We start from the raw sequence: 23,619 nt of genomic DNA on the forward strand, positions 1-23,619 counted from the left end.
TGACCAATCCGGTTGACTCAGCCTATTAGGTCGAATGGTACTCACATGGTGTGTCACAACCATAACCACTAAGCTAACAACTATTGCTATCAGTATGACGATTAATACTTTTTGAAATTCCTCTAATGCTAACGTTCTATACATCACTCATCTCCTCAACTTTTTTAAGTCTTTGACAAGTTTAGTTTTTGAATTTGAACATTCAACGGGTGTAGGCGTCCGAAATAGTGCGTTAAACAAGAAAAAGCCACCGCAAAATGCGATGACTTTTCGTTAAATGTTATTACAATGTGATGTTCTTCTCGGCAAGTTGCTTTTGCACTTCTGGGTGTGCCATGAACTCGTCGTAAGTCGTCTCGGCACGGTCGATTGCACCTTGATCTGAAACCACGATAATGTGGTCCGCAATCGTTTGAGCAAACGTGTGGTCGTGAGACGTGAAGATGATACCACCCTTGAAGTTAATCAAACCATCGTTCAATGACGTGATTGACTCCAAGTCCAAGTGGTTAGTTGGGTCGTCCAAAACCAAAACGTTTGGCTTCGTCAACATCAACTTAGACAACATAACGCGGACCTTTTCTCCTCCAGACAAAACGTCCAACGTCTTTTCCGCATCTTCACCCTTGAACAACATACGTCCCAACAAACCACGCAAGAACGTGTTGTCGCTTTCTTCCTTAGAAGCAAAGTCACGCAAGTAGTCCAAGATTGGCATCTCAGGCTTAGGGAAGTTCACGTTCATGTCCTTAGCCAAGTAATCGTGAGACGTCGTAACACCCCAAGTTACTTCACCAGTATCTGGCGTGTCGTTTCCAGCAATGATGTCCAACAATGCCGTAGCGGCAACGTCGTTTTCAGCCATAACTAGGGCCTTCTCATTAGGGCGAACCGTGAATGAGATGTTGTCCAGCAACTTAACACCATCAACTGTCTTTGAAAGGTTTTCAACGCGCAACATGTCGTTTCCGATTTCACGTTGGATTTCAAAGTTGATGTATGGGTACTTACGCGTTGAAGGTTGGATATCATCAAGCGTGATCTTTTCCAATTGCTTCTTACGTGAAGTTGCTTGCTTTGACTTTGAAGCGTTTGCTGAGAAACGGGCGATAAAGTCTTGCAATTCCTTAATTTGCTCTTCCTTCTTGGCATTTGCTTGTGATTGCAAACGTTGTGCCAATTCTGAAGATTCCTTCCAGAAGTCGTAGTTACCAACGAACAACTTAATCTTACCGAAGTCAACGTCCAAGATCATCGTTGAAACGGCGTTCAAGAAGTGACGGTCGTGGGAAACAACGATAACGATGTTTTGGTAGTCAGCCAAGAAGTCTTCCAACCAAGCAATTGTCTTCGTGTCCAAACCGTTGGTAGGCTCGTCGAGGATCAAGATGTCTGGGTTACCAAACAATGCTTGGGCCAACAAAACCTTAACCTTCGTTACTTCGGGAAGATCAGCCATCATCGTGTAGTGTTGGTCTTCAGAAATTCCCAAGCTTTGCAACAATTGTGCAGCTTCAGTTTCAGCTGACCAACCGTTCAATTCTTCGAAACGTGCTGACAACTCACCAACCTTGATACCATCTTCGTCAGTAAATGGGTCGTGCGTGTAAATTTCATCCATTTGGTTCTTAACGTCATACAATTCCTTGTGTCCTTGCATAACAGTGTCCAAGACCGTGAACTCGTCGAAGGCAAAGTGGTCTTGTACCAATGATGACATACGCTCGTTAGCCTCCATTGAGACCGTTCCAGTCGTTGGTTGGAGCTTGCCTTCCAAGACCTTCAAGAACGTTGACTTTCCAGCTCCGTTGGCACCGATAACACCATATGTGTTACCAGGCGTGAACTTCAAGTTAACGTCATCGTATAGCTTCTTACCAGTAAATGATACTGATACGTTTGAAACAGTTAGCATATTTGTTTACGTTTCCTTTTCTCGTTTTTAATGTCATTTCTTATTATACCGAAATTGTGAACATTTTTGGGAATTGGTTTTAAAAAACGGCAACAAGTTGCCCCGTTGCCGTCTGATATTTAATTGCGTTTGTATAGTGAAGCAAAATAAATTGCTGCCTCAATAATAGCGATGAAAAATGAAACAGGTAGGTTTAGGACATAAGATAGTACCAACGCTGACCAGACCCCTGCTACTGAGAACAGAACTGCCAGGCCAATAATTTGCCAAACCGTGCGTCCCCAGCGCATCGCGGCACTGGCTGGCAGAATCATCAAGATGAAAATCAACAATGATCCAACGATTTGAGCGGAAACCGCCACCGTTGTTGCCATCAAGCCTAAGAACGCTACTTCGATTAGTTGGATGTTCTTCAAACTGAAGACCGCCGTGTCATAATCGAATGCATAGTGACGTAATTGACGGAACATCAATAGGCTAGCTAGTAATACTAGCAATGCCAAAATCACCACTTCAATTACGTCGGTGCGACTAATACTAAAAATCGAACCGAATAAAATACCCGTTGCGGCTGTCGCATTTTTATTTGAGAGTGACAAGAACGCAATTCCCAAACCAATCGCTACCGCACTGACGGCCGAAATCAATGATTCAGAACGCTTTTCTTTAATGCCTAACTCACCGACGGTCATTGAGGCAACCACTGAGAACAGTAGCATCCCCACCAACGGTGACCAGCTCATAAAGAGCGCAAATGACGCACCGGCAAAGCCTATTTCACTCAGCGTGTGGGTCAAAAACGACATGCGACGCGCCACAACGAATGTACCAACCACCGCACTCACGATGGCAATCAACGTCCCAGCCACTAAGGCATTTTGCATAAATGGATAACTAAGCATGATTTTGATTACCTACCTTCAACTTTGAAATGTCGAGATTAGCAATTTCACCAAACTCACTACCTTGTGGCGTTAGCAGCAAATAATCATCCGCATAACGTTGGATAATTTCCAAATCGTGACTAACCATAATCACTGTGATTTCATGATGCGCTTGATAATCACGAATCACATCCATTAATTCAAACTTCGCCACGTTGTCCAAATTAGCCGTCGCTTCGTCAAGAATTAAGACATTGGGGTTTTGAACCAATGCTTGGGCCAAATAAGCGCGTTGGCGTTCACCGCCAGAGGCAGTATCAATGCGACTTTTCGCCAACTTCGTTAAATGCGTGTCGGCCAAAACATGGCTTAACTTTTCTTTTTCAGTTGCCGTTAGCCACGGACGCATGCCTCGGTCGAAACTCAACGCCACGAAATCTGAGATACGGAGCGGAAACGCCTGCATATCTGGGCGATATTGAGGCACGTAACTAATCGCACGGTCCGCTTCGCTGGTTTCCCAGTCAAATTGTCCGGCAGATAGTGGTAACTGGCCTAACAGCGCACGAAGTAACGTTGTTTTTCCAACACCATTATCACCAATCAGCGCTAATACGTGCCCATTTTCAAGTTTAAAATCAACGTTTTTGTACAGCCATCGGTCGCCAAACTGCATCCCGATGTTTGAGCCAGTTAATAATGTCATTTCTTCAATGCCTCGTCTAATGCCTTCAATTGATCGTATTGCCATTCGGCGTACGTCTTACCGGCTGGCTTCGTTTCTGTCGCTTGGACAACCGGCACACCATGTTCCTTAGCATAAGTCATGGCCTGCTTAGCCAACTTACCCGTTGACTGTGGATTGTAGATAACGACAGATACTTCACCAGCATCGATTGCTGCATTCCAATTACGAATATCTTCAGGGGTTGGGTCTTGGTGCTCGTTGACCGCCTTTGAGAATGATTGGTTCAAGACGTTAGCGCCTAAATCAATCAATGTATTGTCAAAGACCGGTTCCGTTGCCATAACGTTCTTTCCCTGCAAGTCTTGCTTCACCTGTTGTTGCATTTGCTTCACATCATCCAAGGTCGCCAAATACTTGTCTGCATTCTTTTGGAAATAAGCCTGCTTACTTGGTTCTAACTTACTATAAGTCTTAACAAGTTGCTTTGACAAGCGCGTCGCGACGTCTGTCTTATACCAGAAGTGCTCATTACCGGCTGAGTCTTCGTCATGATCATGGTCATGTTCTTCAGCCTCATCGTGGTCATGCTCGCCTTCAAAATCATATAGCTTAGCCAAGTTAATCGCCTTAGCGTCAGTATTTTGCTTAGCGAAATTCACGCTCCAGTTATCAAAACCGCCACCATTTGAAATGATGACATTTGCCTTTTGGTAGATTTTTGCATCTGCTGAAGTTGGCTCGAATTCGTGCGGGTCCATATCAGGCTTGTCCATAATGCTCGTGACTGACCCTTGGTTTCCCAACACCGCCTTTGCCATCTCACCGTAACTATCTAAACTTGCAACAACCTTAATCTTACCAGTTTGGTCTGCCTTCTCAGTTCGGTTAACGCTAGTCCAAACAACTGCGCCAATCATACCAACTACTGCAACTGCGGGAATGGCCAATAGCCATGGGTGTTTCTTATTACTCATGATTTCCTCCATTGAGTCGATCGGCAACCAACGTCAAAAAGTGACTAATAGTTGTTTGATCTTGTTCCGTAAAAACAGCAAAAACACTTTGGTATTCAGATAACGTTTCTCGGTGACGCTGCGCGTGAGCCGTCGCCATTGAAATACCCAACGTCGTCAATGACCAACGTGACACACGGCCATCATCAGGGTCTGGCACCACATTGACCATTGGATCATCAACCGTGTTGAGACCCTTCATCGCCTTGGTAATCGCGGCGGCTGACACATGCAGGGCGTGCGCCAATTCCGTATTCGTTTGTGGCCCGTTTTGCGCCAACAACATCAACACGTGGCCTTGGGTCGTCGTAATGGGTGAATTCGCATCCCCCAACAAAATCTCACGTTGATTTTCAGCCAACAAGCGCACGTCATTTAAAAAATGATCCAATTGTTCTGCATACTCTTCAGTCGCCATACCGTCACCTTTATCCTTTACCGGTTAATTAACCAGTTAAGGATACCACACATGACAAAAAATTAGCAACCTGAAATATAAAAAAAGCGCTGACTTTTATGTCAGCGCTTCGCGTTATTATTGATTCTTTGCCATATCCTTCGCAATCAAAGCTGCGTATTGAACAGAACCAGTTGGATTAGGGTGAACGTGGTCACCACCAAGCCAATCGCCGTGGTCCTTGACCAAGTTCGCCCAATCAACGATGTGCAAATTTGGATACTTTGCCTTTTGTTGTTCTAGGAATTGGTTATTCGTTTGGAGCCATGAACGGTCAGCATAACCATTCACCCAGTAAACGGTGCGGTTACCAATGATTTGCATTATTTGATCAAAAACGTTTGGTCCAATGGCACCGTTCGTCCCAATCGAAATCACAACCGTTGGCGCCAAAACACCCTTATTGACGTATGACTGCAACACAGTTGGTACAACGTAAGGTTGGCGACCAACCGCTGCGTCAGCCACGGTGTTTGGCATCAACTCTTGCAAGTCAGGGGCCACATCAACCATGACCGAATCACCAATGGCGGTGACTGACTTGTCCTTAATCGCTGCATATTCCTTGTCAGTCAAACCATACTTTTGAGCGACTGGATCCGAACCAGTTGTTGATTCACTGTTTGATGGACTATGCTCAGCCGTCTTCTTGTCGTCCTTGTTGTCCTTCTTAGCAGCTTCGAGGGCCTTCTTGTTGGCATCCGCAATCTTATTCTTGTTGGTATTCAAGCGCTTTTGCAGGTCTGTCTTGGGGCGAGCATGCCCTGCTTCCTTCGCTGAAACTGCATTCACAGTCCCCAACATGAATACCGCCGCAATGCTAGCCATAATCTTAGCTGCTCTGCTTTGGAAGAAACGGGCCATCTTTGGTTCACCAGGTTGCAAGTCTGGCTTTTTGAAACGACGGAAAACATTTTCCACGTAACGGTAGCTTACTTCAGCAACTCCCAACACAACCACAATCTTAATGACATTCATCAAGAAAGAATCGTTGTGGCTGGTGAACTTATCGAAGAACACGAATACCGGCAATTGGTACAAGTAGATACTGTACGAACGCGTGCCAAGATAGTTCAACGGCTTGTTATCCAATACCTTACTCAAAAACGAAGCGGGATGTGCCGTGATGGCAATCAAGCCTGTTACCATCAATGTGAACACAAACATCAAGCCCATATACGTGGCTTCCCACTGACCGTTTAACCAAAACAAGCCAACCAACGTAAAGGCTAATGCAACGACACCCAGCACATTCAAATTACGCTTCGCTTTGGGCTTCAACGTTAATTTCATGTGGTTTGATGGCCAAGCAAAGGCCAATGCCGTTCCCAAAAGCACCGCAAACATACGTGTATCCGTACCATAATAAGTCCGGTTGATGTTGGCTGGATCATAGAAAATCCCCATCAGGATAGCTGAGACAACTGCTAATCCTAATAGTGACGCAGCGATTGAACTGCGCTTAATCTTCAATGCCAACACCGCAAAGACCACGATTGGCCAAATCAGATAAAACTGACCTTCAATCGACAATGACCACAAGTGCGTAAATGGCGAAGCACCACCCCATGAATCAAAATACGAGTCGCCGTGCTTGGTCGCCCAAATATTGTAGACATAGGTCATATTCGTCATGATAATTGCGCGTAAGTTATACAACAAATCACGTGCGAACAAGCCAATCATCGTCGCTGTCGCAAACAGCATCACAACTAACGCCGGATACAAACGCTTAATACGTCGGCGATAAAACCCAATCAGATCAATGCGCCCGTTGCGATCAAATTCTTGGATTAATAAATCTGTAATTAAATAACCTGACAACACAAAAAACAATGGCACACCTAGCCAACCACCAACTAGATGTTCCGGCCACAGGTGAAAGACAATGACGCCGATAACCGCAATTGCGCGCAGACCGTCAAAGCCAGTGATATACCGTGGCTTCTTACTACTATTTTGCCCCATTTTCATTCTCTTCCTAAAGTACAACTAACATTACAAAACTAATTTCTATCATACCGTTATATGCCAGTGTGTTTCAAGTGAAGATGCCCATGTATAAAGAAAAACGTACACAGTTAATTACCATGTACGTCATAATTTCATATTTTGATTAATCAACCACTGGCGCAGTCATTGAAGCACGCAAAACGGCTTCAACATCAGCTGGTTGCATTGGTGCATAAACACCTTGCGTCAAGCCACCGTGCTCAACTGCAGCTGCAGCCATCACGTCTAGCTTTGACTCGTCGATGCCAACTTCAGGCAACGTCATTGGAATATCCATTGATTGGTACCAAGCAATCGTCTTGCGGATGGCATCCTTGGCAACAGCCATGTCATCATCCCCTTGCAAGCCCCAAACGTTACGACCGTATTGGGCAAACTTAGGCGCCGTCTTCTCGTCCAATGCGTATTCCATCCAACGTGGCGTCAAGATAGCCAAGCCAACACCGTGAGTGATGTCATAGAAGGCTGACAATTCGTGCTCGATTGGGTGCACAGTCCAACCAACTGGCTTTCCGGCGTTTTCCAAACCGTTCAAAGCCAATGATGAGGCCCACATCAATTCGGCACGTGACTCGTAGTTATCAGGCTCGTTGAACGCAATAGGTCCGTGCTTAATAACAACCTTCATCAAAGCTTCAGCCAAGAAGTCTTGCAAGTCAACGTTTGCCGTACGGGCAAAGTATTGCTCAAACAAGTGGCTCAAGATGTCTGATGAACCAGCGGCCGTTTGCCACTTTGACACAGTTTGCGTCTCTGCTGGATCCAAGAATGATACTTGTGGAATCAAGTTCATACCCGTCGTTCCCAACTTTTCGTTCGTCTCCATGTTTGAGATAACAGCGTTACGGTTCATTTCTGTTCCCGTTGCTGACAACGTCAAAATATCGACCAAAGGCAAAGCCATGTCAATCAATGATGGGTTCTTAACAAGATCCCAAGCATCCCCATCATAAGGAACACTTGCTGCGATAACCTTAGAAGCATCCACAACTGATCCACCACCAACAGCCAAGATAACATCAATCTTGTTGTCACGGGCCAACTTAACACCTTCACGTACTAAATCAATACGTGGGTTTGGCTCAACGCCAGCCAATTCAGTCACTTCAAAGTCACTCAATTGGTTCATAACACGCTCGTACAAACCTGAACGCTTGATTGATCCACCCCCGTAGACAACCAAAACGCGCTTACCAAACTTTGCAAGTGCCTCTGGCAATTCGCTCAAACGGTCACGACCGAAACGAATGTCAGTTGGCACGAAGAAACGGAAGTTCTCCATGAATACTCACCTCTAATTTAGAATATGTGATTAGTATAACAAAGCAACCAACCTTAGTCACCAATTTTTAATTCACCGGTGAGACGGATTGGTGCACCACACTTTCCGCAGGCATAGCGTAATTCATTGAGTCGGCGTTGGCGATAAATTTCATGGCCATTCTTACAGGTATAAATCCAATAATGCTTGGGTTGTTTGCGGACTTTCGCCTTAGAGGTCGCTGGCGCATAACGCAAACCGGCAATGCGTTGCAATTCTGTCTGAAAATAACGGTCCTTATGCTGGTATGGCAAGCCTTGAATATGATTGTGGTAATGCACCAGTTCATGCTTAATCACACCAACCAAGGTTTGTTCATCAAACTCTTCAATCATCAAGGGATTGATTTCCAAATTATGCGTTTGCAGCACATAGCGACCGCCAGTCGTACGCAAGCGACGGTTAAACGTCGCTTGGTGGACAAATGGTCGGCCGAAATCAGCTAATGAGATTTGTTCAACCAATGCTTGTAGTTCAGTATCGGTCATCGCCAGCGGTCTCCTCGATAATTTTTAGGTACTTTTGTCGGTAGCTTCAAGGCTTGTCGACGTTTTGTATTCTTCGTTGTAAATTGGCCCAACGTATCCGCAGTCGCTTCCGTCAACAATTCATCGGATTGCCAAACACTTGCCTCACCGTAACTTTGGGCAAACTGTGCCTCGTAGTAACGAGCAAAGTAGTTCATTAAGGCAATCCCCGTGTCACTGACCACGACTTGTGTTTGACGAACAGCTAGCAAGCCACTCTTCAACAATGCTTGTGCGACAGCCACATGTTCGTCTGAGAGGCCATCATGATGCTCGCCTTCGCTAACTAGCCAGTGCTTGCCACGCTTTTCGAGTTGTTGCTTTAGCCCCGGTTGCGACCACCAACGTAGCCATATATACATTTGGAACGTAAAAGGCTGGAAAGCTTCACCGGCGACAATTTTACGCACCCAATCACCAACTTCAGAAGCTTGTGCCAAAAATTGCGTTTGGAGCACCGGCATCTTTTGCCAGTTACCGCCTAAACGTTGTGCGACGCGTAGGACTTGGAAGGCCGGCTTTTCGTGCGCCACAAAGCTCACATACACGCTAGCTGAATGACGCGCTGATTGCACGCTCACCAAATCAACATCCGGTTCAGTGACGCGGGCAGCATTTTGCTGAATAAATTGTTGCCAGATGCGACGGCTCGCAACCTCTTCGTGATCCAAGAAGCCAATCGTCACCTTTTGGTCTGCCTTCGGGTGCTGATATAGCTGATAGATATCCGCACGCGTATCCGTCACCGCGACACGAATCGCAAACCCTGCATCTTGGTTACGTCCAAGCTTCACGCGTGGCGGCCGTATTTTCTTATAACTTGCGACTTTTCTCGCCATAGCACCCTCCTAAAATTGTTCTAATAGCTTATCAGATAGATTGGCATCCTTGAGCCAACTCGTCAAAAATTGCTCGCGATTACGCAAATACAACTTACCGAACTCATCGATTAAAGCGTGGAATTCACGCGCTTCATCCGGCGTGAAATCAGAATTCATCATCACAACCTTTTGTACCTTTTCATAGGTCAGCTTTTCAGGGCCACCCAAGAAGTTCATCAAACGTCGTGAATAGGAATCTGCGATAAATTGCGCACGCCCGAAGATGTAGACTAGCCACACATCAGCCGTTTCATTACCAATTCCCGACACAGCGCGAATCCGCTTGCGTAGCGTTGGCGTGTCGAGTTTTTGTAGTTCACTCAAATCAAAGTCGTATTCGGCAAAGAATTGCAACGACGCACGCAAGTACTTGGCCTTGCTGCGGTACAACCCAGCCTCAAAAATCAGCTGTTCCAATTCTTCCTGAGACATCGCCATCAAAGTCGCCGGATCAAAATTCGTTTCGCGTCCAACTTTTTCAATGACTGGATCAACCGTCTTAGCAGAAGCATTTTGAATCAAAATACTCCCAACAATCGTTTCCATCCAACGTTCAGCCGGCCACCAGCGTTGTGGTCCCATTTGATTATAAAGTTGTTGATACAACCCACGAATATCCAGCGTCTTCATCTCTCAAATCTCACTTTTCCAATAATAAAAGGCTAGAGTTTAAACTCTAACCTTTTTACTTACTATCTATTATAGTTCATCATCTTCATCTGATGTTGATGCGGTGTACGTTGCACGGGCACCGTAACGACGTTCACGCGTCAATTCAATGTAGAATTCCGCCATCGTCGCGTTGTAGTATGGCACAACGTAAATGGCAGCCAAGCCAAACGTCAGCGCTACCAAGATCCACCAACCGATAAAGCTCAATTGGAGCCAGAACCAGCGTAACTTGTACCCAGCCATCAATTCTTGTGAGCGGAGCAAGTATTCAGACAAGTTCGTAATTTCTACGCCTTGCTTGTGGTCTTCTGCGTAAATCAATGGCGCTTGAGAATAACCAAATGACTTAACAATTCCTGGAATAATCAAGACCAACGTCCATAGGAATGTAAATAGGAAACGCAATCCAAGCAATACGACGACATCCACGATTGTGCTGCGACCCCAAAACTTGAAACCATCTGCAACTGGGTTCTCAGGCATTTCTTTGTTACGTCCCCACTCAACAAAGGCCCACATAGCCCCCAACCCGAAGACACCAAAGATGATTTCACCAACCATGTTCGTTGTGAATAGGCGGAACAAGAATTGTAGTGATTCACCAAACGTCATCGTCGTTTGTGCAAATGACACCACCGGTGCTTGGTTCCCGTCCCATACTGATGATAGAATCTGCCAAATGATTAAGAAGATTGACAATTTAATTGAAACATTGAAGGCTGGCCCTTTTACCCGATTACGAGCACGTGCCTTCAGATCATAATTAGTTAGCATAACCCTTTTCCTTATAAATAATCGTTTTAATACCTAATAGTGTACCATATTCCGGCACACCGCTTCTCGGCGCAACAAAAAAGGCAGCAAGCACACGCTCACCGCCTTCAGTAGCTGGGATAGCTGGATTCGAACCAGCGATACACGGTACCAAAAACCGATGCCTTACCACTTGGCCATATCCCAATGATTTTTCAACAGAAAATATAATACAACTGCTTACAAAAAGTGTCAAGCACCAGAGCATAAAGAAATGTTTTCGCAAAGCGAGAAAATCGACTACCCGGAAATAAGACGAAATAATCTCTGTGCGCTGCAAGCGTGCGGAATTATTTTGACTTATTGCAGTGGTGGCCGAAATTTCGTCAGGCGTTTACCTTAGAGCATAAAGAAACGGTTTTCTTGCGCAGCAAGAAAATTGGTTGCCCGGAGATAAGACGGGAAAATCTCTGTGCGCCAAAGGCGTGCGGAATTTTTTAGGCTTATCGTAGCGGCGACCAAAGTTTCGCCAGGCGTTTACCCAAGAGCACAGCCAAAATCGGCACAAAAAAAGCCGGCAAGCGTATTCGCTCACCGACTTCCATCAGCTGGGATAGCTGGATTCGAACCAGCGATACACGGTACCAAAAACCGATGCCTTACCACTTGGCCATATCCCAATGATGCGATGGGGGCTATAGGATTCGAACCTATGAACCCGAAGGAATGGATTTACAGTCCACCGCGTTTGACCAGACTTCGCTAAACCCCCGCAACAACTTTTATATAATACCAAGTATTTCGAACCTTGGCAACCCCTTTTTCAAAATTAATTTATCTAACATTAAAAAACTCATTCAACACATACAACAAGATTCATCTCCATCATCCGAAACCAGTAGGTATTACGAAACGGAGGATGAGACTATGAATCTTATCAGTTTAATGTCAGAAATTATCAGTGTTGTTCGCGATTTTCGCCACACATACAATATAACCACACCAGGTACTTTGGGGCGTCTTATCTCCTACATCGTTTTCATCGCACGATTCACGTTAGTTTTAGTCTCCTCACTTCAACCCAACTTAATCGGAGCACTAATCCCAATGTCCCAAATTTTGGGCTTGATGTCTCACAACATCAAGTAGAATAACAAAAAGGCTGTCACGTGTGTCGTGACAGCCTTCATATTGTTTAATTCTTACGTTCGCGCATGAACACTGCTGCACCAACTGCACCGATGAAGACCGTAATCGCAGCCGTTACACCGACAGCTGCCATCCCCTTATCGTATGCGTTCAACACAACTTGTTGGAACGCGTGCGCAAATGGCGCGTTAGCTAGGCGATCGCTAAACGCCACCGCGTGGCCAGAGAATGGACCAGCTTCAACCAATGCCTTGTGCAAACCAGTTGCAGCCGCTTCAGGCATCTTTACTAAATCCAAGTGTGCGTTCAAGTACTTTTCGTAGTGGTTCGTTTGCGTCAAACCAAGCATAACGACACCAAATGAGACACCGAATTGACGGAAGACATTCAACAAACCAGCTGCCATTCCCATTTCTTGTGGCGCAACACCTTCAAGACCAGCCGTATTCAACATTGGGTTAACAATAGCGTTCGTAATACCCATCAAAATCATGGCCGGTACCAAGTCGATGAATTCGAGCTTCGTTGTCATGGCATTTGCCAACAACAAGAACCCAATTCCACCAAGCAATAGCGCACCTGACATCATCCACTTCTTTGAGTACTTGTTACCCAAGATACCCGTCACTGGTCCCAAAACAAGTGACCAAATTGAAATGACCAATTGACGCAAACCGGTTTGGAAGGCCGTGTAGCCCATGTAGTTTTGCATCAAGCCCGTTAAGTAAGCATTGATGGCATAAACACCTGCACCCAACGTGAAGGCCACGATAACGGCACCCACGAAGTTGATGCTCTTGAACATCTTCAAATTCATCATCGGCGTCTTAACCTTCAACTCAACCAAGACGAAGATAACTGCCAAGACGAATCCAGCAATCAACCAGCCGGCGATGCGCATGTCAGTCCAAGCCCAGTGGACATTCGTTTCCTTTTAAATCAATCCATAAACTGCTGAGAACAAAGCCGCTGCAGACAACAACATTCCCAAGAAGTCGATTGATTGCCCCTTACCATAACTTGGTGTCTCCTTAACATTGATCCAAGTCATAATAACCGCCACAATTCCCACTGGGACGTTGATATAGAAGATTGAAGGCCAACCAAAGGCTTCGACTAGCCAACCACCAACAAGTGGTCCAGATGCCGTTGAAAGCCCGATAACAGACCCTAGAATTCCCAACGCCGTACCACGTTCGCGACCTTCAAAATTTGACGCAACTAGCGCCATGGCCAATGACATCAAACCAGATCCTCCGATGGCTTGGACACCACGACCGATGTCCAATACCAACAATGATGAGGCCATTCCGTTAATTGCTGAGGCAATCACGAAAACGAACATGCTGGCAATGAAAATCTTCTTGCGGCCAAACATGTCACCCAACTTTGAAACAATCAACAACATAACCGCAAACACAATCGTGTAAGCGTTCAAGACCCATTGTAAGTTGTTGAATGTCGTTTTGAAATCAATCGCCATCGTTGGCAACGCCACGTTAACAACCGTCACGTCCAAAAGCGCCATGAAGACACCCAAAGACATGGCTGCCAGTGCGAGCCACTTCTTGTATGACTTTTCTTCCGTCATTTTATTCACCGTTCCTATTTTTTTCGACAAGAACTGATTATAGACTCTTTCGCTTACTTTTCCAATGCAAAAAGACGCCTAACTCAAACGAGTTAGACGTCCTCTAATTAACTATTTAACACCCGCCATCAGCTTCTTGATACGTGGTACTAAGAATACCAACAAAATACCAAGAACAACTGAAGCAATTCCGAACCAAGCGAAGTAAGCCACTTCGTTCTTAGGGTTGTACAACGTTACCAATTGGGCGTTCAATGCTGAACCAGCTGATGAAGCCAAGAACCACATTGACATCATTTGTGACATAAATGCCTTAGGTGCCAACTTAGTCGTAACTGACAATCCAACTGGAGAAATCAACATTTCACCAACGATAACCAAGGCCCATGAGCCAACCAACCAAAGTGGTGAAACCTTACCGGCCGTTCCAAACAACGTACCAGGCAAAGCCATCAACAAGAATGATGCTCCAGCAAACATCAAACCAATTGCAAACTTCATTGGTGATGAAGGTTGGTTCTTTGTCCACTTAACCCACAACCAAGCGAAGAATGGTGTGTAAAGCATGATGAACAACGGGTTCAATGATTGGAACCATGAAGCTGGGAACCAAGACGTATCAACACGTTCTGCGGCGAACGTTGCCAAAACGATTGATCCTTGCTCTTCAATAGCCCAGAACAATACAGCAGCCAAGAACAATGGAATGTATGAGATAACGCGTGAACGTTCTTCCTTGTTAACCTTAGCTGACGTAATCATCAACGTGAAGTATCCGATTGGCAACAAGATTGCGACAATCGTCAACAAGTTAACGAAGTTTTGCAATTGCGTCCAGCCCATCAAGACCATCAACACGATAACCAAAGCAAAGGCAACAACACCCAAGATGATCTTCGTTACCAAAGGCTTAACTTCCTCTGGTTGCAATGGATCTGGCGCGTACAATGAATCCTTTGACAAGTGCTTACCGCCAAAGTGGAATTGAATCAAACCGAAAAACATTCCGATGGCAGCCAATGAGAATGCCAAGTGGAAGCCGGCTTGCTCTTGCGTCCAACCAACCAACAATGGGGCGATAAATGAACCCAGGTTGATACCGAAGACGAAGATTGAGAAACCAGCGTCTCGAGCTGAGTCGCCATCCTTATAAAGTGATCCAACCAATGATGAAACGTTTGGCTTCAACAAACCAGTTCCCATCACGATCAAGACCATTGAGGCGAACATCGCAGGCGCACCGAATGGCAAAGCCAACGCGATGTGTCCGAACATGATCAACACACCACCCCAGAAGACAGTGCGACGTTGACCCATCAAACGGTCAGCGATAAATCCACCAACAACACCTGACAAGTAAACCATTGAGGCGTAGATGGCCATGATTGATGCGGCAGTTGCCTTGGTAACATTAAGGTCGCCAGTGGCAATCAAGTGCCACATGTAGTAAAGCAAGATGGCCTTCATACCATAGTAACTGAAACGCTCCCACATTTCGGTCATAAACAAAGTTTGTAGACCGCGTGGTTGTCCCAGGAATTTCTTTTCTGATTCCATTGAGAAAAGCTCCTTACAAATTATATATTTGGTTTTTAGAGTACTAAAAATAACTTATTCATTAGAAAATACTTATTAAGTTTACCGGAATTTCTTCATTATCACAAGAAGTTCAAAGAATTACAATTTACTTTTTCCAACAATAAGCGTTGCGAATTTGGTACAATTACTGTCATAACGGCGTCAGAAAGGCATTATCATGGTCAAGATAGCAGTCACAAGTGATAATCACTTCGACATCAATAAGCAGGATTATCAAGAAATTCTTGCACAACAATCACACTATATTAATGAAATTAACCCTGATTTCTATTTAATTACCGGTGACTTATTCAACGATTTTAAGAAATCAATGGCATATGTGAGCGATTTACAACAAAACGTCGGGCCAACCAAGGTTTTGTTCATCGCCGGTAACCACGACATGGGCCGTGGCACGTCATTTGAAGAACTTGAATCACCCGTTAATGAACATTATCTAATAATAAGTACATTGATATTCCCGGTACGGACTGGCGCATCATTGGTCACAACGGCTGGTACGATTATTTATTTGCTGAAGGCATCGACCCTGAAGAAGTTGCCACGTTCCGTCGTGGCTTCTATTATGACCGCATCATTGAACAACCCATGTCCGATCCAGAACGCATGGACTTAGGGTTACAACAAATGAAGGTTCTATTAGACGATGCAAAAGCAGCCAATAAACAAGTCATCTTCATGACGCACTTCGCCCCAATTGGCGACGAGCTGATTTATCCAGTTGGCGATCGACGTTGGCGCATGGTCAATGGCGTCCTTGGTTCACCACGAACTGGCGAATTATTGGAATCGTATGATAATGTGAAGCACGTTTTCTACGGTCACATCCACGTAACCGTGCCACCACGTGAGCGAAATGGCGTGACATACTACAACACCAGCGTTGGTTATAACCGTCGGCGCCTGAAAGAATGGACCGCGGACAACTTCTTGGACGCATGGAAAAACAAAGTTCAACAAATAGTGTTGACATCTATATAAATGTTCTGTATAGTATATATTCGTTGAGGCGGTGATAAATCGCTAAGGCGTTTATATGATGGGGGTTTAGCGAAGTCTGGTCAAACGCGGTGGACTGTAAATCCATTCCTTCGGGTTCATAGGTTCGAATCCTATAGCCCCCATTTATTATTGGGATATGGCCAAGTGGTAAGGCATCGGTTTTTGGTACCGTGTATCGCTGGTTCGAATCCAGCTATCCCAGCTAAACGAAGTCGATGAGCGATTACGCTTGTCGGCTTTTTTGTTGTCTACAAAATCTAACGAATGATTTAAAATTCATATTAGTCCTGTTTTTCATACTCTTGTACAATGATAGGCGTTCTGTAAAAAAAGGAGGCCTCATGAAAATCAAATGGACCATCATAACCCTACTATCGCTAACGGCCACTGTGGTAGCTAGTTACTGGGGCGTCGATGCATTCAACGACAACAAAACTTATCAACGCAACATGCAATCGGCTCGCGAAGCGGTTGCGGCCCACGAGTGGTCAGATGCTGCAATCTACTACACCGCCGCTCGAAAGGTACGTGTTTCAATTGAAAACCGCACCGCGCTTGAGCAATTGCATTACCTTAGACACGCGGACAAAGAAATCAAAGAAAACAACTGGCCTTCTGCCCTTAACCTCTACAGTCGCGTTTTAGAAACTAACGACGGGGTTGAGCTACTAAACAAGGCTGCAAAGAGTGGCGAAACGTATGTCAGAGCACTAAAGTCAACTGATGAAAATTCTGATAAAGTATCAGAATTAAACAATACCATCGCTAAGAAGACTTCGGAGTTGGCGCAAGTACGATCAGCCGCCAGCAATTCTGTGAAAGCAGCGCAAGATTCCGCTAACGATGCGATTTCTGTCGCTAATAGCAATGCCGCTAAGGCTGCTTCTAGCCAATCGGAAAAGTCTGACACCAAGACTTCCAAGGTTGACGATAAAAACAAAGACGATAAGCATGAAAGCTCAAAAAAATCCGAAGGCGATTAACCTTCGGATTTTTCGTTTTAAAATGACGCTTTCATTTTTGCTGCTGTGGCAACTGAGTAAATCGCGATAAACACGCCAATCATCAGCATGACCGCCGCCCCTACATTACCAACGAAGTGTGAGGCTGACACCATCACGCCGGCAAGAATGTTTCCCAAAGGGCGCGTGGCTGCAAAGGCACCTGAGTAAGCACCCAACTTTTCTGGGTTCATCATATCGGCACGTAGCGTCTGACTTGATGGCACATTAATTATTTCACCAACCGTGAATACGACGGCTGCGAAAGCCAATGGCCAGAAATCACGCAGCAAGAATGCCATCGCGAAACCGAGTCCCTGCATAAATGTTCCAATCGCATAGCCACGAATCAGTGGCCAGCGGTTTGTCATGTGGTTAAAGGCCGACATCGTCAACACGATTACGACCGTGTTAATCACCAACATGAATGACAGCATACGTTGGCCATAGAAATGCACCCCGAACAATGTGTAATCACGGAATGATTTAGCCAAGTGGGCTGCCAAGTAAAAATCAGGTTGTGAGTAAATCACGACGGCAAAAATCGTTCCGAACATGAACAACAAGTAGCGCTTGTCAGTTAACACATGCGCGTATGACTTAACGGCGCTCCAAACGGATGAGTTCGCCTTAACGTTACCCATATCAAGCGTTTCCGCCATCCCCCAATTAATAATCGAAGCATTGATAATTCCAACAACCATCGATCCCATCAACAACTCAAACAAATAATCACGGAAGAACCAACCACCGATAGCCGCGCCAATCATCACGCCGATATTGATAATCCAATAAATCAATGCAAAGACAAATTTACGATTCTTCAGCGTCGACGAATCAATCATCATTGCCTGTTCAGCGGGGTCAGCAAACGATGCCCCGACCGACGCCGTCAAAAATCCCACGAACGTCACGTACGGATTGGTATACCACGGTGAATTCATCAGCATCGCCAACGCGTACCCACCGATAATCATCGCTGATCCAATTAACATTGTCTTCTTACGGCCAAGTACGTCGGCCAAGTGACCACCGTACAAACCGGCGATAAACCCAGCGACCGATACTGCAATCAGCAAGAAACCGGTGATAAACGCACCAAAATATTCCACATAATACACGGTCACATTCGGCCCAATTGAACTTCCCAAAAGCACAGTCAAGAAAACCGTTAATGATCGCAACTTAAGATTGCGATCCAATGCCATGAAATCTTGCATCTCGTTGACCCCCTTTACTATCTAAACTAATCTCACTAGCATAACACAAAGAAACCGCTGTTTATACCCAAAACAGCGGTTTTATTAGATTTCAATTAGAATACATTACTTTACATATTCATGCGATACCAATTGACTATCAATTAGATTGGTTGGAATCGTCATTTCAACTGGACCTACATACATCGCCGCAATGTCACCACGTTGGAAAACCAAAACCAACTGACCACGGCTATTAATGTAGAAGGTTTGCGTCTTCGAAATTGCTTCAACTGGCGTGTCATACTTATCTGACGCCGCAATTTGCTTGTTCACATAGTCGCGCAAAATTGTTTGATAATCATTTGACTTGAACAACATTGGCAACGTCAATACCAATCCACGTTGCTTATCAATGGTTGTATAGCTCAACTTGGTTGCTGTGTCAGCCATCGACATTTCTTGACGGCGTTCAAGCACTAGCAACTGGTCGTTATTCACCTTTTCTTGATACGTCTGCGTTAGTGACTTTGGCGTCTCTGCCGTCTTATTCATAAAGGCATCGTACAAAGCACGCCCTTCACTGGCGTATGACGCATTAAGTTTATCTGCCAATTCAGTACTGCCCAAGTTCGTTAGCAGTGGCACTTTAATATCCGCGTATGACGTCTTATCAACATGCTTGTATTCACGGAACAGCAACACCTTCACCGCATCACGGACAACTGGCATGCGTTCAGCTGCGCTAGCGAAGGAATATGAGGTGTTCAGCACAAGCGTGAACGCTGCAGCTACTGCCCCAACACCAATCAACGTCGTTTGCCACCAATTCAAGTGCTTACGCTTAGGCGTCGTCTTCGCAACAGCTTGATCAATCACGGCCGTTAGCTTATCCATTGGGACATCTTGCGTATCATATGCCGTTTTTACATCTTCTAGTGTCATCTTACATTCCCCCGTTCAAGGCTACTTCTAACTTTTTCAAGCTACGATAATAGGTCGTTTTCACCGTGTTTTCTGATAATTCAAGCGTCAATGCAATGTCGGCAAACGTTTGATTTTCAAAGAAATGTAGCCGAATAATCGCCTGTTCTTTATCAGATAAATCCGCAACGGCTTCATTAAGTGCTAAGCGCATTTCAGGTGCAATCGTTGTTAACGCTGGCATAAATTCAAGCGACTCATCGCCGATTTCGTTTCTTCGCGCTTGCTTGCGTTGCGCATCAATCGCCGTGTTAATCAGGATGCGGAATAGCCACGTCTTCAAATAGCGCGACTCCTGCACTTGATTCACCTGACGTAAAGCTTTTTCAGCGGTCGTTTGCACAATATCTAGCGCCTCAGCCTCGGTGTGCACGTAACTCAGCGCCACACGGTACAACGCGACTTTATTCTCTTGTAGCGTTGCAATTAATTCTTCACGCATGTCGCGTCCTCCTATCTGCTTACACTAATTAGACGCACGAACTGGGAAAATAGTTTCAAAATAAAAAACACGCCGTTAAGCGTGTTTCATTTTACTACTTAGTTGTAGGAACTTCCTTGATTGGGTTGCGCTTGCGCATCAACTCAAGGAGCTTTTCAGCTTCCATCTTGTGGAAGACAACGTTCGCTGCGTCGCGCATGAGTTGCAAGTCCAAGTGGTCGGGGTCGAATTCAACTGGCACAGGGCCTTGCAAACGGGCCGCCAACGCATCCACGAAGGCATTGTAAGCCTTCTTTGGATAATCACCAACCGTTACTTGATCGATAGCCGCACGGATTTCATCTAGTGAAAAGACTGGCTTCATCAAAGAAATAATCAAGATATCCGCAATTTGCATTGCTTGGTACTTCTTCTTGATTGGTGACATGATGACCTTTTGCTTAACATAGTTGTTAATCATCGTTGACGTCACCATTGGCATGTTAAGTGGTGCCAAAACGTTATTCACGTATTCAACGACTTGATCCATGTATAGATCAAATGCCGGCAGATCCTCCCAGTGTGGGAATTCAACATCCTTTAGGCCTTCACGCCATGTCATATATTCGTTCATGTTAGCTCATTGTCCTTCCGTGGTATACTATTAGATGAATTAATTTTACCACATCTAGAGTGAGGAACTAAATATAATGTTTGAATCTACTAAGTCACGCGTTGTTACTGAAGAACTTGCCAAGCGTATGCCTGAGGAAGCGCAAACTGCAGTCTGGGGTATCTTTGATACGATGATGACCTACAAGGCCATCGTTGCACCAGTTGTTGAGATTTGGTTTGCGGATGACTACACGGATGAAGCGGTTGGTGTGTTGTTCCGTCAACACGACGGTGATTTCCAACAAGAAATGGAAATGCCATATTCTGGTGACCACTCATGGTTGGGTAAGGGATTGATTGTTGAGATCCGAGATGAAGATAACGTTGTAATGGACGTCTCAGAACGTTTGTTGCAATACGAAGCTGCCGTTGCTGAAGAAGAAGCAAACAAGGACGCTGAGTAACAAAAAATGACCTGATGCTAAACGGCATCAGGTCATTTTTGTTTAATCAAATAAATTTGCGATAACGCGCTTAGCGTCGCGGTACCACTGCACAAGTTGTGAAGCTTGTGCAACATCCTCATTCATGATCAAGTTAACCTGTGGAAAACCGTCGACAAAGTCATTGGCCGCGCGAACTTCCGTCTTTGAACCACCATCAACGAACAAATTTTCGTTGTGGTCGACAATGTGGCCCTTTGAAATTGGGGCAATCATGTCGTGATTTGAACGAATCGTCATATTCACCTTGGCGTCGTCCCAAGACTTCGGCGCAAAGAGCGACACCGTCTTATTCGTTACCAATGGATAACGACGGTGTCCATCTTTGGCTTCCTCAACAGGCACACGTTGCATTTGCGTCCCCTTCTTAAGGGTCACCACTTGTGTTGCAGCCTTCACTTGGTCCAACATCGCAGCTGTTTGCGTAAATGTGTGGTCGCTACCAAGCACAACCGTAATCACTTCGCGGTTATCCAGCTTCGTTAAACCAATAAAGGTGCTGTGTACTGACAACGCATAACCCGTCTTCAAACCTTTGAACTCATAACCATGACCATCCGTCAGCAACGCATTGGAATTTTTGATAGTCTCGGTCCCAGCTGCGCCACTAGGCACAACTGCTGACGTCATACTCGTAATTTCCGTGATACTTGGATAATCTTCAACTAAATGACGACCGACAATTGCCAACTCACGCGCTGACAGTTCATTTTCAACGTCGTCACCCAGGTTTTTGTTCTTCAATGACCCCATATCACCGTTGGTCAAACCAGCACCACTAACAATCGTTGTGTCAGTGATTCTCCAATCCGTCAACAGGTCTTGAATTTCCTGATTGATTCCAGTTGGTGTACCTGAAACGGCATAGCCAAGCGCCAACGCTGCTGCATTGGCTGACTTAATCAAGGCCATTTCCATCAACTCGCGCACTGTATACGTGCGTTCTGTACTCAACGGCACATTGGCCAACCCTGGTTCTGTACTAATCGCCACAATCGACGCTGGGACGGAAATTGGTGTATCCATCGTCAACTTACCTGCTTCAATCGAACGTTCGACCAAGTAAGCCGTCAATAACTTAGAAATGGATGCAATCGGAATGCGCTTATCGCCGTTTTTATCCGCGAGAACCTGGCCGGTTTGCACATCCACCACAGCCGCCGCTTGCGCATCAACTGTTGGCGTTACGATCGCGGCATAGCTTGGTGTTGCCACACCAAATGCCAACACCACCGTCATTAACAAACCCGTTAACCATTTTCTCATCATCACATTACGCTCCTTCGCCTTCAAGTCCCTCTGGTTGTAATGGTAGTCGAATAATAAAACTTGTCAAATCGTCATTCGATTCAACCCGCACCGTACCACCGTGTGCTTCAATTACGCCGTTCACGATTGCCAATCCAAGACCAGTGCCACCAGTCTTGGTGTTACGTGAACTTTCAACGCGGTAAAAGCGATCAAACAAACGCTTAATTGATTCTTCTGGAATCTTTTCACCATTGTTTGTCACGCGAATTTCAGCAACATTCTCAGCTGGGAATGTTTTAGCTGACAAGCGAACAAACGTCGCCCCATCCCCATACTTCAAGGCGTTGCTAATCAAATTCATAAAGACACGCGCCAAACGATCCGGATCCCCAACCATTTCAATACTGTTTGGGTTCGTTACCGCTGATACAACCACGTCTTTATTCTTAGCTTCCAACTCATAGTTAACCGCCAATTGTTGCAACATGGCGGCCAAATCAAGCGGCGCCCAACGTAACTTGAAATCAACTTGGCGGACTTGCGTGTAATCAAACAAATCTTCAACCAATGACTTCATTTGCCCAGCTTTATCAAATGCCGTCTTAGCATATTTCGTCATATCAGCACGTGACAAATTATCTTGTTCGTCATTCACAATCAACCCCAAATAACCCAAGATTGACGTCAACGGCGTACGTAAATCGTGCGACACATTCGTAATCATTTCATCCTTAGAACGCTCAATTTCACGTTCCTCAGCCATTGCTTTTTGTGCGGCATCAAACACGCCATTCACATTCGTTGCAAGCGGACGCAAGCGACGACTCATGCGCGTCTCTGGCAATCCAGTTGCGTTAGCATCACGCACACGTGGTGCCAACTCACTCACGCTATCAATTAGGTGCGTCAAAACAATCTGTTCATAAAAGAAATGAACCACCACACCCCACAGCGCAATCACCACAATGGCGACTACGACTGCCAACATCGTATCTTGACGCCAGATGTCTTGAATTTCAAGCAACCAATTTTCTGTGTGCCAGTTTGAACGCATTGCTAATAGGATACCAATGCCAGTAAACACAAAAAGCAGGGCCGAAACGACTGCCTTGACCACTAACAACAGCCAATCCAGTACACTAAGTTTCATCCCTACTTCCTCTTTCTATAGAACGCGGTG

General features: G+C 45.3%; 21 protein-coding genes, 5 tRNA genes and 2 pseudogenes. 6 read left to right on the forward strand and 22 right to left on the reverse strand.

Annotated features, from left to right (window positions below; genetic code table 11):
- Nucleotides 1–283: 283 nt before the first annotated feature.
- The 16 genes and pseudogenes from OIT45_RS04700 to OIT45_RS04775 all read right to left on the reverse strand — a co-directional run bounded on the left by OIT45_RS04700 (nt 284) and on the right by OIT45_RS04775 (nt 15,421).
- Complete coding sequence (locus tag OIT45_RS04700) at nt 284–1,915, reverse strand: ABC-F family ATP-binding cassette domain-containing protein (protein ID WP_199404304.1); 1,632 nt, start codon at nt 1,913–1,915, stop codon at nt 284–286.
- Nucleotides 1,916–2,034: 119 nt separating this feature from the next.
- The gene (locus tag OIT45_RS04705; RefSeq protein ID WP_135518010.1) at nt 2,035–2,817 is read right to left on the reverse strand and encodes a metal ABC transporter permease; all 783 of its coding nucleotides are present in this window, start codon (nt 2,815–2,817) and stop codon (nt 2,035–2,037) included.
- A complete protein-coding gene (locus OIT45_RS04710; RefSeq protein WP_242458268.1) occupies nt 2,810–3,550 on the reverse strand; it encodes a metal ABC transporter ATP-binding protein in 741 nt (246 codons plus the stop codon). Before OIT45_RS04710 ends, OIT45_RS04705 begins: the two co-directional genes overlap by 8 nt.
- On the reverse strand, nt 3,502–4,461 hold the full coding sequence (locus tag OIT45_RS04715) for a metal ABC transporter solute-binding protein, Zn/Mn family (protein WP_242458267.1): 960 nt from the start codon (nt 4,459–4,461) through the stop codon (nt 3,502–3,504). The genes OIT45_RS04710 and OIT45_RS04715 overlap by 49 nt, the downstream gene beginning before the upstream one ends.
- Nucleotides 4,454–4,918, reverse strand: coding sequence for a MarR family transcriptional regulator (locus OIT45_RS04720; protein WP_056972764.1), 465 nt, complete (start codon nt 4,916–4,918; stop codon nt 4,454–4,456). The genes OIT45_RS04715 and OIT45_RS04720 overlap by 8 nt, the downstream gene beginning before the upstream one ends.
- Nucleotides 4,919–5,035: 117 nt before the next feature.
- Nucleotides 5,036–6,925 (reverse strand): acyltransferase family protein, encoded by a 1,890-nt coding sequence (locus tag OIT45_RS04725; RefSeq protein ID WP_199404302.1) that lies wholly within the window; start codon nt 6,923–6,925, stop codon nt 5,036–5,038.
- A 148-nt stretch (nt 6,926–7,073) separates the two neighbouring features.
- On the reverse strand, nt 7,074–8,252 hold the full coding sequence (locus tag OIT45_RS04730; RefSeq protein WP_264339894.1) for an iron-containing alcohol dehydrogenase: 1,179 nt from the start codon (nt 8,250–8,252) through the stop codon (nt 7,074–7,076).
- A 53-nt stretch (nt 8,253–8,305) separates the two neighbouring features.
- Nucleotides 8,306–8,779, reverse strand: a complete 474-nt coding sequence (locus OIT45_RS04735; protein WP_135797077.1) for a SprT family protein — start codon at nt 8,777–8,779, stop codon at nt 8,306–8,308.
- Nucleotides 8,776–9,657: a hypothetical protein gene (locus tag OIT45_RS04740; protein ID WP_199404301.1), complete on the reverse strand. Its 882-nt coding sequence runs from the start codon at nt 9,655–9,657 to the stop codon at nt 8,776–8,778. The genes OIT45_RS04735 and OIT45_RS04740 overlap by 4 nt, the downstream gene beginning before the upstream one ends.
- Nucleotides 9,658–9,666: 9 nt before the next feature.
- The gene (locus OIT45_RS04745) at nt 9,667–10,329 is read right to left on the reverse strand and encodes an endonuclease III domain-containing protein (RefSeq protein WP_199404300.1); all 663 of its coding nucleotides are present in this window, start codon (nt 10,327–10,329) and stop codon (nt 9,667–9,669) included.
- A 69-nt stretch (nt 10,330–10,398) separates the two neighbouring features.
- The gene (locus OIT45_RS04750) at nt 10,399–11,145 is read right to left on the reverse strand and encodes a DUF975 family protein (protein ID WP_199404299.1); all 747 of its coding nucleotides are present in this window, start codon (nt 11,143–11,145) and stop codon (nt 10,399–10,401) included.
- 114 nt (nt 11,146–11,259) lie between these two features.
- A tRNA-Gln gene (locus tag OIT45_RS04755) sits at nt 11,260–11,331 on the reverse strand.
- Between the two features lie 401 nt (nt 11,332–11,732).
- Nucleotides 11,733–11,804, reverse strand: a tRNA-Gln gene (locus OIT45_RS04760).
- 9 nt (nt 11,805–11,813) lie between these two features.
- A tRNA-Tyr gene (locus OIT45_RS04765) sits at nt 11,814–11,896 on the reverse strand.
- Nucleotides 11,897–12,319: 423 nt separating this feature from the next.
- Nucleotides 12,320–13,864, reverse strand: a pseudogene (locus OIT45_RS04770) (DHA2 family efflux MFS transporter permease subunit).
- 111 nt (nt 13,865–13,975) lie between these two features.
- Nucleotides 13,976–15,421 carry a peptide MFS transporter gene (locus OIT45_RS04775; protein WP_199404297.1) on the reverse strand — a complete coding sequence of 482 codons (1,446 nt, stop codon included), beginning with the start codon at nt 15,419–15,421 and terminating at the stop codon, nt 13,976–13,978.
- 199 nt (nt 15,422–15,620) lie between these two features.
- On the opposite strand from OIT45_RS04775, the pseudogene OIT45_RS04780 reads away from it, so the two are divergent.
- The 5 genes and pseudogenes from OIT45_RS04780 to OIT45_RS04800 form a co-directional block, all read left to right on the forward strand.
- Nucleotides 15,621–15,818: pseudogene (locus OIT45_RS04780) on the forward strand (metallophosphoesterase); the annotation flags it as partial.
- A gap of 125 nt (nt 15,819–15,943) precedes the next feature.
- Nucleotides 15,944–16,444, forward strand: coding sequence for a metallophosphoesterase (locus OIT45_RS04785; RefSeq protein WP_264340022.1), 501 nt, complete (start codon nt 15,944–15,946; stop codon nt 16,442–16,444).
- Between the two features lie 60 nt (nt 16,445–16,504).
- A tRNA-Tyr gene (locus OIT45_RS04790) sits at nt 16,505–16,587 on the forward strand.
- 8 nt (nt 16,588–16,595) lie between these two features.
- Nucleotides 16,596–16,667, forward strand: a tRNA-Gln gene (locus OIT45_RS04795).
- Nucleotides 16,668–16,806: 139 nt separating this feature from the next.
- Complete coding sequence (locus OIT45_RS04800; RefSeq protein ID WP_199404295.1) at nt 16,807–17,448, forward strand: hypothetical protein; 642 nt, start codon at nt 16,807–16,809, stop codon at nt 17,446–17,448.
- A gap of 17 nt (nt 17,449–17,465) precedes the next feature.
- On the opposite strand, the gene OIT45_RS04805 is transcribed toward OIT45_RS04800, so the two are convergent.
- The 4 genes from OIT45_RS04805 to OIT45_RS04820 form a co-directional block, all read right to left on the reverse strand.
- On the reverse strand, nt 17,466–18,686 hold the full coding sequence (locus tag OIT45_RS04805; protein WP_264339895.1) for an MFS transporter: 1,221 nt from the start codon (nt 18,684–18,686) through the stop codon (nt 17,466–17,468).
- Nucleotides 18,687–18,791: 105 nt separating this feature from the next.
- Nucleotides 18,792–19,610 carry an RsiV family protein gene (locus OIT45_RS04810; RefSeq protein ID WP_199404293.1) on the reverse strand — a complete coding sequence of 273 codons (819 nt, stop codon included), beginning with the start codon at nt 19,608–19,610 and terminating at the stop codon, nt 18,792–18,794.
- A 1-nt stretch (nt 19,611) separates the two neighbouring features.
- Nucleotides 19,612–20,091, reverse strand: a complete 480-nt coding sequence (locus tag OIT45_RS04815; protein WP_199404292.1) for an RNA polymerase sigma factor — start codon at nt 20,089–20,091, stop codon at nt 19,612–19,614.
- 94 nt (nt 20,092–20,185) lie between these two features.
- On the reverse strand, nt 20,186–20,704 hold the full coding sequence (locus OIT45_RS04820; RefSeq protein ID WP_004560124.1) for a DUF1836 domain-containing protein: 519 nt from the start codon (nt 20,702–20,704) through the stop codon (nt 20,186–20,188).
- A gap of 76 nt (nt 20,705–20,780) precedes the next feature.
- On the opposite strand from OIT45_RS04820, the gene OIT45_RS04825 reads away from it, so the two are divergent.
- Nucleotides 20,781–21,149: a hypothetical protein gene (locus OIT45_RS04825; protein WP_135797065.1), complete on the forward strand. Its 369-nt coding sequence runs from the start codon at nt 20,781–20,783 to the stop codon at nt 21,147–21,149.
- A gap of 42 nt (nt 21,150–21,191) precedes the next feature.
- Here the strand turns inward: OIT45_RS04825 and OIT45_RS04830 are convergent, their stop codons facing one another.
- Both OIT45_RS04830 and OIT45_RS04835 read right to left on the reverse strand, forming a co-directional pair.
- A complete protein-coding gene (locus OIT45_RS04830) occupies nt 21,192–22,457 on the reverse strand; it encodes a D-alanyl-D-alanine carboxypeptidase family protein (RefSeq protein ID WP_199404291.1) in 1,266 nt (421 codons plus the stop codon).
- Between the two features lie 4 nt (nt 22,458–22,461).
- The gene (locus OIT45_RS04835; RefSeq protein ID WP_199404290.1) at nt 22,462–23,589 is read right to left on the reverse strand and encodes a sensor histidine kinase; all 1,128 of its coding nucleotides are present in this window, start codon (nt 23,587–23,589) and stop codon (nt 22,462–22,464) included.
- Nucleotides 23,590–23,619 lie beyond the last annotated feature (30 nt).

Origin of the sequence: Weissella sp. LMG 11983 (assembly GCF_025908495.1) — a bacterium.
In the GTDB taxonomy this organism is placed as follows: Bacteria; Bacillota; Bacilli; order Lactobacillales; family Lactobacillaceae; genus Weissella; species Weissella fermenti.